General features: G+C 40.7%; 13 protein-coding genes. 5 read left to right on the top strand and 8 right to left on the bottom strand.

Annotated features, from left to right (window positions below; translation table 11 throughout):
* Window positions 1–2 precede the first annotated feature (2 nt).
* The 7 genes from paaG to paaA are packed head-to-tail and all read right to left on the bottom strand — an operon-like array spanning window position 3 to window position 5,207.
* Window positions 3–794 carry a 2-(1,2-epoxy-1,2-dihydrophenyl)acetyl-CoA isomerase PaaG gene (gene paaG / locus F936_RS13040; RefSeq protein ID WP_005047939.1) on the bottom strand — a complete coding sequence of 264 codons (792 nt, stop codon included), beginning with the start codon at window positions 792–794 and terminating at the stop codon, window positions 3–5.
* A complete protein-coding gene (locus F936_RS13045; protein WP_005047940.1) occupies window positions 794–1,567 on the bottom strand; it encodes an enoyl-CoA hydratase-related protein in 774 nt (257 codons plus the stop codon). Before F936_RS13045 ends, paaG begins: the two co-directional genes overlap by 1 nt.
* 9 nt (window positions 1,568–1,576) lie before the next feature.
* Window positions 1,577–2,638, bottom strand: a complete 1,062-nt coding sequence (gene paaE, locus F936_RS13050; protein ID WP_005047941.1) for a 1,2-phenylacetyl-CoA epoxidase subunit PaaE — start codon at window positions 2,636–2,638, stop codon at window positions 1,577–1,579.
* A 23-nt stretch (window positions 2,639–2,661) separates the two neighbouring features.
* Window positions 2,662–3,162 (bottom strand): 1,2-phenylacetyl-CoA epoxidase subunit PaaD, encoded by a 501-nt coding sequence (paaD, locus tag F936_RS13055; protein WP_005047944.1) that lies wholly within the window; start codon window positions 3,160–3,162, stop codon window positions 2,662–2,664.
* A gap of 16 nt (window positions 3,163–3,178) precedes the next feature.
* Window positions 3,179–3,934: a 1,2-phenylacetyl-CoA epoxidase subunit PaaC gene (gene paaC, locus F936_RS13060; RefSeq protein ID WP_005047946.1), complete on the bottom strand. Its 756-nt coding sequence runs from the start codon at window positions 3,932–3,934 to the stop codon at window positions 3,179–3,181.
* Window positions 3,935–3,945: 11 nt separating this feature from the next.
* Window positions 3,946–4,236, bottom strand: a complete 291-nt coding sequence (paaB, locus tag F936_RS13065; protein WP_004642197.1) for a 1,2-phenylacetyl-CoA epoxidase subunit PaaB — start codon at window positions 4,234–4,236, stop codon at window positions 3,946–3,948.
* Between the two features lie 32 nt (window positions 4,237–4,268).
* A complete protein-coding gene (gene paaA, locus F936_RS13070; RefSeq protein ID WP_005047949.1) occupies window positions 4,269–5,207 on the bottom strand; it encodes a 1,2-phenylacetyl-CoA epoxidase subunit PaaA in 939 nt (312 codons plus the stop codon).
* 264 nt (window positions 5,208–5,471) lie between these two features.
* Here paaA and paaZ point away from each other — a divergent pair, with 264 nt between their 5' ends.
* On the top strand, window positions 5,472–7,574 hold the full coding sequence (gene paaZ, locus F936_RS13075; RefSeq protein WP_005047952.1) for a phenylacetic acid degradation bifunctional protein PaaZ: 2,103 nt from the start codon (window positions 5,472–5,474) through the stop codon (window positions 7,572–7,574).
* A gap of 94 nt (window positions 7,575–7,668) precedes the next feature.
* Here paaZ and F936_RS13080 read toward each other — a convergent pair whose 3' ends face one another.
* Window positions 7,669–8,859 (bottom strand): MFS transporter, encoded by a 1,191-nt coding sequence (locus tag F936_RS13080; protein ID WP_005047955.1) that lies wholly within the window; start codon window positions 8,857–8,859, stop codon window positions 7,669–7,671.
* Window positions 8,860–8,962: 103 nt separating this feature from the next.
* Here F936_RS13080 and F936_RS13085 point away from each other — a divergent pair, with 103 nt between their 5' ends.
* The 4 genes from F936_RS13085 to fdxA all read left to right on the top strand — a co-directional run bounded on the left by F936_RS13085 (window position 8,963) and on the right by fdxA (window position 14,048).
* The gene (locus F936_RS13085; protein ID WP_005047958.1) at window positions 8,963–9,874 is read left to right on the top strand and encodes a LysR family transcriptional regulator; all 912 of its coding nucleotides are present in this window, start codon (window positions 8,963–8,965) and stop codon (window positions 9,872–9,874) included.
* A 273-nt stretch (window positions 9,875–10,147) separates the two neighbouring features.
* A complete protein-coding gene (mutS, locus tag F936_RS13090; protein WP_005047960.1) occupies window positions 10,148–12,787 on the top strand; it encodes a DNA mismatch repair protein MutS in 2,640 nt (879 codons plus the stop codon).
* A 61-nt stretch (window positions 12,788–12,848) separates the two neighbouring features.
* Window positions 12,849–13,379 carry a GNAT family N-acetyltransferase gene (locus F936_RS13095; protein ID WP_005047963.1) on the top strand — a complete coding sequence of 177 codons (531 nt, stop codon included), beginning with the start codon at window positions 12,849–12,851 and terminating at the stop codon, window positions 13,377–13,379.
* Window positions 13,380–13,724: 345 nt separating this feature from the next.
* Window positions 13,725–14,048 (top strand): ferredoxin FdxA, encoded by a 324-nt coding sequence (gene fdxA, locus F936_RS13100; RefSeq protein ID WP_003650851.1) that lies wholly within the window; start codon window positions 13,725–13,727, stop codon window positions 14,046–14,048.
* Window positions 14,049–14,107: the final 59 nt, after the last annotated feature.

Consider the following 14,107-nt stretch of genomic DNA (forward strand, 5'->3'; position numbering starts at 1 on the left):
GCTTAGCGCCCTTTAAAATTTGGTTCACGTTTATTCATAAAGGCTTGCACACCTTCACGATAATCTTCTGAACGTCCAGCAATGCGTTGTAAATCACGCTCTAACAACATTTGCTCATCAAAGGTGTTATTGCTTGATTGATGAATCGCTTTTTTAATAAGAGATAAACCAAAAGTAGGCTGTTTTGCTAAACGTTCTGCGAGTTCCGTGACCTTTGTTTTAAGCTCTGTGTCTTCAACGACATCCCAAATCATGCCCCATTCTTTTGCGGTTTCTGCTGGTAGCTTGTCACCTAACAGAGTTAAGCCCATCGCACGTGCATGACCTACAGCACGTGGTAAAAACCATGTACCAGCCGAGTCTGGAACCAAACCTAAGCGGCAAAATGCTTGTACAAAGTTTGCCGATTTAGCTGCAATCACCAAATCACATGCCAGTGCAATATTTGCCCCTGCACCTGCTGCCACGCCATTTACGGCGCAAATGACAGGCTTTGGCATATTTACAATCGTTTTAATGAGCGGATTATAGTAAGTTTCAATGGAATATCCTAAATCTGGAGCTTCAGCATTTGGGTCTACCACACGATCACCCAAGTCTTGCCCTGCACAAAAGCCACGGCCTTCGCCGCTAATCACCACACAGCGAACATCCGGATTTTTGGTCCACAGGTTTAAAACCTCGGCCACTTCACGGTGCATATCAACGTTAAAGCTATTCAGTGCTTTTGGGCGGTTAAATGTCAGGTAGCCAACACCATTTTTTTCTTCAGCAATAATATTTTGATAGTCCATCACTCACCTCTAAACACTGGCTTTCTTTTCTCAAAGAAAGCATTAATCCCTTCGTTTCGATCTTTTGTAGCCGCCAGCCAGACAAAGTTTTGACGTTCAAACTTGAGTCCCTGACTTAAAGTCGTTTCATGAATACTTTTAATTGATTGTTTAATCACGCGAATCGCTAAAGGCGCTTGTTTGGCAATTTTGGCTGCAAGTTGAATAGCATATTCAACGGTTAATTCAGTCGGCACCACTTGACTGCAAATGCCATGTTGCTCTGCCTGTTTTGCCGAAATCATCTCACCTGTCATGGCCCAGCGCATGGTGAGTTGTTGCCCAACCAAGCGCGCTAAACGCTGTGTTCCGCCTGCACCTGGTAACATGCCAAGGCCAATTTCAGGTAAAGCAAAACGGGAATTTTCACCGCAAATCACCATATCTGAATGCAAAACCAACTCAAACCCAGCACCCAAGGCATAGCCATTCACTGCTGTAATGAGCGGCTTACTAAACGCATCAATTTTTTGCCAAAGCTTCGGGCGAATATCGAGTTGCAAAGACACGGCGTCCAATGCAGCCAACTCTGTAAGATCTGCCCCCGCCGCAAAACATTGAACGTTACCCGTTAAAACCACCGCTTTGACTTCAGCATTATGTTCAGCTTCTTCGAGCAACTCGCATAAACACTGCAATGTTGCATTGTTTAAAGCATTTCTTTTTTCTGGACGGTTTAGTGTTAATAACAAAACACCGTCAGCAGCTGTGCTGGCTTTAATCAACTCTTGCATGAGAGGCCTCTATTCATCAAAACTCAAACGAACATTCGAGCCTTTTGGCAAGGTCTGGCAACTGAGCACATAACCCCTTTCGACTTCATCTTTTTCAAGACTATAGTTAAGGAACATATCCACTTCACCAGAAACAACCTTACAACGACAAGTCGCACACACCCCACCTTTACAGGCATACGGTAAGTCAGCACCCGCACGTAAAGCCGCATCAAGAATACTTTCATCATCCTGAGCCACAGAAACAATCAGCTCACGTCCGTCTAAAATGATGTTTACTTTTTCCTCTTTACGGTTTGCATCAGCTTCAGCGCTACGTTTACGGGCTTGCCCTGTATGGAAACGTTCAGTGTGGATTTTTTCTTTTGCAATACCATAGTTTGGCAACGTGCTTTCTACAGCATTCATCATTTCGTCTGGACCACATGCAAAAACATGGTCAAAACTCGTTTCAAGCACATCAAAATCAAAAAGCTGTTTAAGCTTTTCTTGGTCAATGCGACCATTCATCAGTTCACTGTCGTTGAACTCACGAGAAAAAATATTGATGAGTTGAAAGCGTTCTTTAAACTGATCTTTCAAATCCATAATTTGCTCGGCAAACATGGTTTGTTTCCATGAACGATTGCCATAAAGCAACGTAAATTTAGCTTCAGGCTGTTCAAACAGAACCTGCTTAACAATCGATAAAATTGGGGTAATACCACTGCCCGCAGCAACGCCTAAATAGTTTTGCCCACCTGCCTTTGCTGCTTTTTGAAAAAACACGCCTTGTGGTGGCATCACTTCAAGTACATCGCCCACTTTTAAATGATCATTTGCCCAATGTGAAAATTGACCTTGATCAATTTTTTTAATAGCAATACTGATGTCTTCTTTTGCAGCATAGCTACAAATTGAATAACAACGGCGGATTTCACCAGCTTCAGTTAAATGGCGAATTGTTAAGTGTTGACCCGGTTGAAATTGAAATTGTTCTTGTTGTTCAGGTACAACGTCAAATGCAATACAAATTGCCTGATCGGTTTGAGGCGTAATACTTTTTACTTTTAATGGTACAAATTGGCTCATGGCTGATTTCCTTATCTAAAGACTTAAATACATTTGAAGTAATCAAAAGGCTCAAGACAGTCCTGACATTTATAAAGTGCTTTACAGGCGGTAGAACTAAACTCTGTTAACAGTCGGGTATGTCGGCTTTTACAACGTGGGCACTCGATACCATCAATCAAATGAACATGCGTACCACATTGATGTGCCAACCCTTCAGGTGGCGCAATGCCATAAACTTGTAGTTTCTTTTTACCCGCCTCAGACATCCAGTCCGTGGTCCATGCTTCTGATAAATCGACCATCACTTTAACTGGGGTCAAAGCTTCTGCGGTAAATGCCTCAACAATTTGCGCTTTCAACATATCTGTTGCTGGGCAACCGCTATATGTTGGCGTTAGACGAACTACAATTTCTTGTTGATCGTTAATGTCTACGCCGCGAATCATGCCTAAATCCACAACAGATAAAACCGGAATTTCAGGGTCACTTACCGTTTGTAGAACATCCCAACATTGGTCGATGCAATGACGAATCATGTGCATGGCTCACCTCCTTGTCTTACCAGGTCATTCCCGGATAAGTTCTTTGAATACTTTGCATTTCAGCCAACAAATAACCTAAATGCTCGGTATGCAATCCTTGTTTCGCACCGCGGCGATAAGCACCGTTAACAGCAACATTTAATTCAAAGCACTTAAGCTCCTCTGCAATGGTTTTGTCCCATTGTTCTTTTTCATTTGAAAAATCTGGAATCACGCCTTGTGCGACTAATGCTTGTTCATCTGCATTAAGTTCAAATAACTCAGCGGTAAAGCGCCATAAATTATTTAAACCGTCTTGCACACGTTGATGCGCTTCATCTGTGCTTAAACTTAAACGTTCCATCCAGCTTGTCGAAAAACGGATGTGATACTTCACTTCTTTTAACGATTTCACTGCAAGCGCACTTAATTCAAGAAGCGAGCTTTGGGTTAAAGAAGTAAATAAATGAAGATGGTAATGATCCATCAACCACTGGCGTACAATCGTTTGCGCAAAATCACCGTTCGGTTGTTCGCATAACAATAAGTTTAGAAACTCACGTTCTGTACGGAAATACGCAAGCTGATCTTCATCACGTTGGTTTTCATCATATTGGCCTGCCAACGTCAGAAAGTTTCTTGCCTGACCTAACAAGTCCAAACCGATATTTGCTAAAGCAATATCAACTTCAAGCTCAGGTGCATGTCCGCACCATTCAGCCAAACGCTGAGACAAAACCAGTTGACTATCGCCAATATGTAATAAGAATTTAGATAAAACTGAATGATTCATTTTCCAACCCCTTACATATGCTCAATGCCATCTGGAATATGGTAAAAAGTCGGATGACGATAAACCTTATCTAGAGCAGGATCGAAAAATTCAGCTTTTTCATCTGGCTGTGAAGACTTAATGAGTTCAGAACGAATCACCCAAATGCTAATTCCTTCATTACGACGTGTATAAACATCGCGTGCATGTTGAAGTGCGATTTCATCATCTGGTGCTCTTAAGCTACCTACATGACGGTGGCTTAAGCCTTGTTTGCTACGGACAAATACTTCGTAGAGTGACCAGTTGTTTTTATCTTCCATTTTGATTTCCTCAAATTTTTCCATAAATCTTGTTAAGCCACTTTGTTCGCTTCTAGCTGTTGTTTTTTAGCGTAGACCACGGCTGCTTCACGAACCCATTTGCCGTTTTCCCATGCTTTACGGCGCGCTTCTATACGCTCGTGATTACACGGTCCACGTCCGGCAATCACTTCATTAAATTCGTGCCAGTCGATCTCGCCAAACGCATAGTGGCCTGTTTCTTCATTAAACTTTAAATCTGGATCTGGTACTTCCAAGCCAAGCTGCAACACTTGCGGTACGGTGTTATCGACAAACTTTTGACGTAATTCATCATTACCAAAACGTTTGACTTTCCACGCCAGACTTTGTGCGCTATTTGGAGAATGCTCATCACTTGGGCCAAACATCATGAGTGCAGGCCACCAATAGCGATTTACCGCATCTTGTGCCATTTGTTTTTGTTCTGGTGTACCGTTTGCCAAAGCCATCATCGCTTCAAAACCTTGACGTTGGTGGAAACTTTCTTCTTTACAAATACGTACCATTGCACGTGCATATGGCCCATATGAAGTACGGCAAAGTGCAACCTGATTCACAATGGCTGCCCCATCGACAAGCCAGCCAATTGCAGCGACATCTGCCCAAGTCAAAGTTGGATAGTTAAAGATTGATGAGTATTTCATTTTCCCATTAATCAACTTTTCCATCATGTCATCACGGTCAGCACCTAAGGTTTCTGCCGCACTGTACAAATACAAACCATGACCCGCTTCATCTTGTACTTTCGCCAACAAAACTGCTTTACGTTTTAAAGTTGGCGCACGAGTAATCCAGTTCCCTTCAGGCAACATACCTACAATTTCAGAATGGCCATGTTGCCCAATTTGACGAATCAATGTTTTGCGATAAGCATCTGGCATTTCATCCTTAGCCTCGATCGTAATGTCATTGGCAATATTTTGTTCAAATTTCTGGTAGTTGTTTTCCATTCTTTCATTCCCTGTAGGCATCACCCTTAAATCTATTTTTCGATACACCAAAAACAAAGTCAACCTATTTTTTAGTATCAAATTAAATCCACCTACCAAAATCACAATAAACAATTGAAATAAATAAATATTAATCAAATGTAAAAAACTTTTTTACTTTTAAAAATCAAAATAAAGTTGACTTTTAGACAAATTAATCTGAAATTATGAATCATATTTTTGCAATTTTTATAATTGATGTATCACATAAAAAGGAGTTTGGTCATGCTTGAACAAGCACACCTAGAAGGAACCACAACTGACACAGATTTTCAGCAGTCTGAGCATCAACTACCTCACCTTGCTTCGTATGTCTATGGAACATGGCATTCGACGAGTGAAGAACTGCGTCCTGTTTTCCATGCCATTACAGGTGAAGCTATTTATGCTGTAAGTAGTCATGGCATTGATATGAAACGTGTTGTTCAATATGCCAAACAAAATGGTTCAGAACTGGCAAACTGGACATTCCACCAACGTGCAAATGCCTTAAAACAAATTGCCCAACATTTACTTGAGCATAAAGAAGAGTTCTACAAACTTGCTTATGCAACAGGTGCAACTCGTAAAGATGCATGGATTGATATTGAAGGCGGTATCCAGACCTTATTTGCTTATTCAAGTCTGGTTCGTCGTGAACTCAATGACGAAAAAATTATTACTGAAGACAGCTGGATTCAATTATCTAAAAATGGCACTTTCGGTGCTAAACACATTTTAAGCCCTAAAGCGGGTGTTGCAGTTCATATCAATGCTTTTAACTTCCCAATTTGGGGAATGCTTGAAAAAATTGCACCAACTCTACTTGCGGGTGTGCCATGTATTGTTAAACCTGCAACCGATGGTTCTCAATTAACACAAGCTGTTGTAAAAGCCATTGAAGAAGCCCATGTATTACCAAAAGGTTCACTACAACTAATTTGCGGTCAGACTTATGACCTGTTAGAGCATTTAGGTCCACAAGACTGTGTTACGTTTACGGGTTCTGCCTATACAGGCCAAAAACTGCGTAACCACCCTCACCTCAATAAATATTCGATTCCATTTAGCATGGAAGCCGACTCAGTAAACAGCGCAATTTTAAGCCCTGAGGCAAATGAAGAAACGATTGATTTATTTGTGCGTGAAGTCTTCCGTGAAATGACCACAAAAGCAGGTCAAAAATGTACAGCGATTCGTCGTGCATTCGTTCCTGAAAACTTGTTAGCGACTGTGCAAGAAAAGCTAACTGCCAAACTTGCTAAAGTTGTGGTGGGTGACCCGCAAAAAGAAGAAACCACCATGGGCGCTTTAGCGAGCATTAAACAAAAACATGACGTTGCAGAAAAAGTTGCTGAACTCAGCAAAGACGCAAAAATTGTTTTTGGTGACAGCACTAGCTTTACATTTAATGCAGATCATCCTGAAAAAGGTGCTTTTTTCGCTCCGACGTTATTGCTCTGCGAACAGCCTTTGCAAGCGACACATGTTCATACCACAGAAGCTTTCGGTCCAGTATGTACACTCATGCCATATCAAAACATTGAAGAATTGGCCGACCTCGTTTCACGTGGTGAAGGTAGCTTAGTGGCTTCAGTCGTTAAAAATAACGATGAAAATATCGAACAGATTATTCAAAAAATTGCGCCTTGGCATGGACGTGTGCATGTACTCGATGCAGAGTCAGCAAAAGAAAGTACAGGACATGGTTCTCCACTGCCTCATCTTGTACACGGCGGGCCTGGTCGCGCAGGTGGCGGTGAAGAGTTAGGTGGTATTCGTGCTGTTAAACACTATATGCAGCGCACAGCAATTCAGGGTTCTCCAAATAGCCTGACACAAATTACTCACTCGTGGACTGCTGGCTCAAAAGTCAACGAAGACCGTGTACATCCATTTAAAAAGTCGTTTGATGAGTTAGTGATTGGTGAACGTTTATTAACAGCGCGTCGCACTGTAAGCGAAGCAGATATTGTTAACTTTGCTGGTTTAAGTGGTGACTATTTCTATGCACATACCGACAAAATCGCAGCGGCCGAGTCTTTCTTTGGTGAGCGTGTTGCACATGGTTATTTCATTGTGTCTGCCGCAGCAGGTCTATTTGTAGACGCAGCGCAAGGTCCAGTCATTGCCAACTACGGTATGGACAACTTACGCTTTGTTGAACCAGTTAAAATTGGTGACTCGATTCAGGTTGAGCTTACCTGTAAACAAAAAACGCCTAAGCCACAAAAAGACCCGTCTCAGCCTGCCCATGGCGTTGTGGTATGGGATATTAAAGTTAAAAACCAACGCGGTGAACTTGTCGCAACCTACGACATTTTAACTTTAGTTGCTCGTGATTTATAAATAGAATTCAAACTGATGGATAGCCAATCTATCCATCAGTTTTTTTACATTAGTCGTTGTTCTTTTAATGGATCGAAAAATAACAACTTTAGAGTTACATTGGATCAAAACGTTTAGCCAGTTTCTTTTGCAGAATAATAACGAGAATTGGGAATCCTGCTGCGGAAATTGCACATATCATCAGTAACTTGTTTACATTTTGTGGTGCCATACCATGATCAGGTAATAGAAATGCAGACAGGAAGAATGCGATGGTTGTAACCAGATACATGATTGATGTCTGTAATGAAGAGAATCCAGCTCGTTGCCTATCATCAGGAAACTGAATCGAAACCACCGAAGATGACACCAAACGACTGTAAGATGCGCCGAGAAATAAAGTAATAAATAACGTTGCATACTGATAGCTTAGAATTGGTATCAGCAAACTCAATATAAAGACGATGGTTGAACCTGTAGCCAGTATCAAAGCAGAAAAACGGGAGGTTAACGCCCCTGTGATTTTTGTAGACAGATAACCTATAACGCCCCCGGTGAAGAAGAGCCAAGGCAGTAGATCTTGCGATGCGCCCAACTGCTGTATCATTAATGGCGCCAAAATAGGAATAACCAGCATAGGACTAAACTGTACAAGCGCATTACTTGAAGCGAACAGTAAAGTATCCATATCGAGAGGCAGCGCACGAAGCGTGTCTAAAGAGACTGAGTCTTGGGGTATGATGGATACAATCAATGGCAATGCCAACACACACAATGCACTTATTAGCCACAAAGCTACATGCCAACCATGATGTGTGCACAGAAATAATATCGTGGGCATTCCTACAATGCTTACTATCGAAAATGACGCAATCACCGTCGCCAACATTTTTCCGCGCAAGTTAGGCGGTGCGTTGTTTATCAATATACTTATACCCACACCCATTGTCGTACCACCAACCAGCCCTGCACAGAATCGTAGTGCGAGCAGAAGATTAAAACTGGATGTGAATGTAGTTAAAAGTGTCAGTAGACCTAATAGCGCCATATTAGCGATTAAAAAATTTTTCTTATTGAAAAGACCAATCCAGTAAAAGGCAATAACTCCCGAAAGAACGGCACCAAGTGTGTACATACCTGACACATAGCCTGAGAACGATACAGGCACTGCGAAATCTGTTGCCATAAAAACAAAAACAGGGTTGAACACCATATATTCCAGTGCATTCGTGAACTGGACAAAAGCAATTACAATGGCTATCCGCATGAGAGATTTATGATTAAATGTCTGCGTCACTAGGGGCATAGCAAGCAACCTATGGATGAAAGATATCCAAGTTTAACTGCTATCAATGGTGTTTATTATATGGTAGAAATGGCACTTATTATTATCAAATATGGGATAATTGATGCGTCCAGCTCTGGATTTTAATACCCTGAAAGTGTTCATTAATGTGGTTGAAAGAGAAAGTTTTGTTGGGGCATCGAAAATCCTTGAAATGCCGACATCAAATGTTAGTCGCTGTATTTCTCAGTTAGAAGAAAAACTGGATCTTCAGCTCATTGAGCGTAGCACCCGACATATGAAACTCACTCAGGCGGGGCAGCTACTCTATACTAGAGCAAAGCCATTACTGGAAGCGCTTGAGCAAACTGAGACAGAGTTAACGTTGCGGCAAATGCAACTCAAGGGCCCATTACGTATCTGTATTCCCAATGAAATAGGTCCTGCATTGCTGGGTTCTGTTATTGCCGATTTCGCCTTTCAGTACCCAGACCTAGAGATCAGCTGTATCACAAATTTGTCAGGTTTCGAATCTCTGCGAGATGATCTGGATTTAGCTATCATTATTACCCGTGGTCAGATGGATAACAGTGACTATATCGCCCGTCATCTGGTGACTATCCCTTGCACCATTGTTGCAGCCCCCTCCGTCATTCAGCGTTATGGCACCCCTACTCATATCCAGCAATTTGAAGAATTGCCCTGTATTACAACGGTAAGTGCACTCAAAGGTGCTCCTTGGCAATTTGTGAATAAAAAGGGGGAATTCGAGACCATCAAGGTTAAAGGGCATTATCGAGTAAACAGCGGAAAGATGGCAGGACAAGCTGCGATATCAGGTGTCGGTTTTGCAATTCTATCCAAACAAGCCTGCCAACCATACATTAGCGATGGACGATTAATCGAGGTTGAGTTTGAACAATCGGCAGCTCCATTGCAATTGTTCGCACTTTATTCAAATCGCCGTTACTTACCCGCTAAAACAAGAGCGCTTATTGATTTCATACAGCAGAAATTGAGTGATAGTTTGAGCTGATAAGGCCACTTTCTTTTTGCTATTTATTTCCTCGCTCATTTTAGGAATCCTTTTTGTCAATTAGTCTCAATTTGTTAAGATAGCAACCGTGAAAAATTAAGTTAAGTTCTCACACACTGTTAACTCAATATTGACACTAAAAAAGGTACACTACAAAGGTATACTTTTTTCTTAGATTAAGTCAGATTTACACAGAAGTTGTTAGAATTGGTTCGATAACCAAACTTTCAAAGTTAACTTATTTATTATTGATTTTTTAAGGGTTTAATACGCATGAATAGCGCTGAAATCATGGCTGACTTATCTTCTCATACACCTATGATGCAGCAATATCTCAAAGTCAAAACGGACTATCAACATGCGTTGCTGTTTTATCGTATGGGTGACTTTTATGAACTCTTCTTTGAAGATGCTCATTTAGCAGCCAAACTTTTAGGCATCACCTTAACCCATCGTGGCAAAGCCAGTGGGCGACCTATTCCAATGGCGGGTGTTCCCTATCACGCGGCAGAAGGTTATCTTGCACGTCTTGTCAAAGCTGGGCGCACTGTAGCCATTTGCGAACAAGTTGGAGAAGTGACAGGTAAAGGTCCGGTTGATCGTAAAGTTGTTCGTATTCTTACTCCAGGTACGTTAACTGATGATGCATTACTCAGCAGTTATCAATCATCTAACCTAGTCTCTTTATGCATCCATCAAAATCAGATTGGTTTTGCTTTACTCGACTTAAGTGCAGGCATTTTTAAAGTTCAACAACAAGATTACAAGCCAGAACAATTGCCTATCGAACTTGCACGTTTAATGCCAAGTGAAATTTTGATTGATGAAGACTTGGTCGACACGAATATTATCGAACAAATTAAAAAACACTTAGATTGTCCCGTTACCAAACGCCCGAATGTAGACTTCAATCAAAATAATGCACAAAAAACCTTATGTGATCAGTTTACAGTATCAACGCTTTCAGGCTTTGGTTTAGACCCATTACCTTTAGCTAAAGCTGCTGCCGCTGCACTCATTCACTATGCAAAAGAAACACAAAAAACTGCATTACCACATATTCGTTCAATTCAACTTGAACAAAGCACAGACTTTATTGCGCTTGACCCAATCACACGTCGTAACTTAGAAATTATTGAACCATTATTTGAACATGGCACGTCATTATTCCAACTGGTAAATGACTGCCAAACTGCAATGGGTGGCCGTTTATTAAGCCGTACACTCATGCAACCGGTTCGTGATACCGCATTACTCGATGCTCGTTTAGATGCCATTGAGCAATTAATTCAGGGATATCATGAAAGCCCAGTTCGTTTGGTCCTTAAAGAAATTGGTGATATTGAGCGTGTGCTTAGTCGTGTTGCACTGGGGAGTGCGCGACCACGTGATTTAGTACAACTTCGTCATGCATGTGCACAAATTCCAGCGTTAAGAACAGCATTAACTCCAGTTATTCAAACGAAAAAATCTAAACTATTAGTTCAACTTGATCAAGAACTTGGTGATTTTAAAGCGCTTCATCAACATTTGATGGCAGCCATTGTTGAAAACCCACCTGTATTACTTCGTGATGGCAATGTAATTGCAGAAGGCTACGATGCTGACCTCGATGAATTACGCCAAATTCGCGATCACGCAGGTCAATTCCTCATTGATTTAGAAATTAAAGAGCGTGAACGTACTGGCATTAATACCCTTAAAATCGGTTATAACCGTGTAAGTGGTTACTACATCGAACTCACTCGTGCTCAAGCAGAACAAGCTCCTGCTGACTATATCCGTCGTCAGACTTTAAAAAATGCTGAACGCTACATTACCCCTGAGTTAAAAAGTTTTGAAGATAAAGTTCTGTCGAGCGAGTCGCGTGCATTAGCACGTGAAAAAGCATTATTTGAAGCTTTACTTGAAAACCTTCGCGAAAATATTGCTCATCTCCAAATGATGAGTTCAGCAATTGCTCAAATTGATGTGGTTGCTAACTTTGCTCATCAAGCACGCTTAAACAATTGGGCGCGTCCTGAATTTACCCCAGAAACGGGCATTAAAATTCAGGCAGGCCGTCACCCTGTAGTTGAAGCATTAAACAAAGCACCATTTACACCAAATGATACTTTTCTTGATAGCCAACATCGCATGGCAATCATTACTGGCCCAAACATGGGCGGTAAATCAACATTCATGCGTCAAACGGCATTAATTAGTTTATTGGCTTACTGCGGCAGTTATATTCCAGCCAAAGCAGCCAAACTCGGTCCAATCGATCGTATTTTCACTCGTATTGGCTCAGCCGACGATTTATCTACAGGCAAATCGACCTTTATGGTTGAGATGACAGAAACTTCTCAAATTCTGCATCATGCGACTAATCAATCGCTTGTTTTGATGGATGAAGTTGGCCGCGGAACCAGTACCTATGATGGCTTGTCTTTAGCATGGGCATGCGTGGTTGATTTAACCAAACGCGTCAAATGTTTATGCCTTTTTGCTACCCATTATTTCGAATTGACTGAACTTGGTGGTGAAGCAGGAATTGATAACTACCATGTCACGGCGCAAGAGCTTAACGGCAACCTGATTTTATTGCATAAAGTTCAGCAAGGTCCTGCAAGCCAAAGTCATGGTTTACAGGTCGCAAAATTAGCAGGTATTCCTGCCAATGTGATTAAAGAAGCTCAAAAACGTTTACGTATTTTAGAGAAACAGCAGCAGCAACATTTACAAACCAGCTTTCAAAATGATTTGTTTGCTCCACCAGATGCGAACGCTGGTTCACAAATCATAGAGAAAGTTGTTGAGATAGAGGTTTCATCCCCTGCTCTAGATTTACTTAAGCAAATTGAAGTCGATAACTTATCACCTCGTCAGGCGCTTGAGCAGCTCTACGAGTTAAAAGCTGCGCTAAAATCTTAATAAATCACGTCTGAATAAGCAGGCTTAGGTCTGCTTATTCATCTCGGAGAATAATATTTATATGATTTTAAGATCTTTACAAAGTTCAGAAATCGATCTTATTTGGCTGCAGATTAGCCGCCGTGAATTAATCACTCAAATGTATATTCAAAATCAACAACACTTAGAATTGGTTGATTGTTTTTTTGATGTCCAACATTGGGACTCATATCATTTAGAAAATGACCCACCCAAATTAAAACAACTCTATGAGCAAGGTGCTCTATTTATCGGTGCATTTGATGCCGCAGAAAAACTTATTGGTGTGAGTGTGGTGTCAAATCAAATTATAGCTGACTATCCTAATGCTAAATTACTACACTATTTTTATGTAGATGCAGACCAACAAGGTAAAAGCATTGGTGCTAACCTTATGCAAGCTGCAAAAGAGTCCGCCAAACAACTCGGTGCAAATCAACTGTATATTTCAGCAACCCCAAGTCGACGCACTGTAGATTTCTACATTAAGCATGGTGCAGAACAGTTAAATGCCCCAGATCAACAACTTTGGCAATTAGAACCTGAAGATATTCATTTGCTCTGTACCCTTTAGTTCTACAGATTTAAGAGATTTTCAACTAAAAAAGCAGAAAATCAAAATTTGTAAAAGAAAAAAAGAGAAGTTAAGGCATTTAATAAAATTGATGGCTTTACTTAAATGACATCTGAATACTTAAAGGAAATATTTTTTAAGTAATTGTTTTATAAAGTATATTATTATTTTAATTTTATAAACTAACACATATTATGGATGGAAGATCCGTTTGATTATCAACGTATTAACTTATCTTCATATGCATGAATAAAGAATATCAATAAAAGCAATTGTTTGTTTACCCCTTTTTTGCCTAAAATAAGCTATTCGAAATGAAACCATATTTTTTAGGTAGCTGTCGCCATGACCTTTGTTGTCACTGAAAATTGTATTAAATGTAAATACCAAGATTGCGTAGAAGTTTGTCCTGTAGACTGTTTTTACGAAGGTCCGAATTTCCTAGTGATCAATCCGGATGAATGTATTGACTGTGCATTATGTGAACCAGAGTGCCCGGCAAATGCAATTTTCTCTGAAGATGAGTTACCAGAAGGTCAAGAAGTGTTTATTGAGCTCAATGCTGACCTTTCTCAAAAATGGCCTAACATTACTCAAATTGGTGATCAACCAGCTGACCGTGAAGAATGGAACGGCAAACCTGATAAATTACAATATCTTGAAAAGTAATTTCAAAAAAGATCAGCAACCGCTGATCTTTTTTTATACCCTATTCAAACATTTCATTG

This window comes from Acinetobacter calcoaceticus DSM 30006 = CIP 81.8 (assembly GCF_000368965.1).
GTDB classification, from domain to species: Bacteria; Pseudomonadota; Gammaproteobacteria; order Pseudomonadales; family Moraxellaceae; genus Acinetobacter; species Acinetobacter calcoaceticus.

Bases quoted from the DNA above. Each gene is read 5' to 3' on its own strand.
- paaG (WP_005047939.1), bottom strand. From the start codon at position 794: ATGGACTATCAAAATATTATTGCTGAAGAAAAAAATGGTGTTGGCTAC.
- F936_RS13045 (WP_005047940.1), bottom strand. From the start codon at position 1,567: ATGCAAGAGTTGATTAAAGCCAGCACAGCTGCTGACGGTGTTTTGTTA.
- paaE (WP_005047941.1), bottom strand. From the start codon at position 2,638: ATGAGCCAATTTGTACCATTAAAAGTAAAAAGTATTACGCCTCAAACC.
- paaD (WP_005047944.1), bottom strand. From the start codon at position 3,162: ATGCACATGATTCGTCATTGCATCGACCAATGTTGGGATGTTCTACAA.
- paaC (WP_005047946.1), bottom strand. From the start codon at position 3,934: ATGAATCATTCAGTTTTATCTAAATTCTTATTACATATTGGCGATAGT.
- paaB (WP_004642197.1), bottom strand. From the start codon at position 4,236: ATGGAAGATAAAAACAACTGGTCACTCTACGAAGTATTTGTCCGTAGC.
- paaA (WP_005047949.1), bottom strand. From the start codon at position 5,207: ATGGAAAACAACTACCAGAAATTTGAACAAAATATTGCCAATGACATT.
- paaZ (WP_005047952.1), top strand. From the start codon at position 5,472: ATGCTTGAACAAGCACACCTAGAAGGAACCACAACTGACACAGATTTT.
- F936_RS13080 (WP_005047955.1), bottom strand. From the start codon at position 8,859: ATGCCCCTAGTGACGCAGACATTTAATCATAAATCTCTCATGCGGATA.
- F936_RS13085 (WP_005047958.1), top strand. From the start codon at position 8,963: ATGCGTCCAGCTCTGGATTTTAATACCCTGAAAGTGTTCATTAATGTG.
- mutS (WP_005047960.1), top strand. From the start codon at position 10,148: ATGAATAGCGCTGAAATCATGGCTGACTTATCTTCTCATACACCTATG.
- F936_RS13095 (WP_005047963.1), top strand. From the start codon at position 12,849: ATGATTTTAAGATCTTTACAAAGTTCAGAAATCGATCTTATTTGGCTG.
- fdxA (WP_003650851.1), top strand. From the start codon at position 13,725: ATGACCTTTGTTGTCACTGAAAATTGTATTAAATGTAAATACCAAGAT.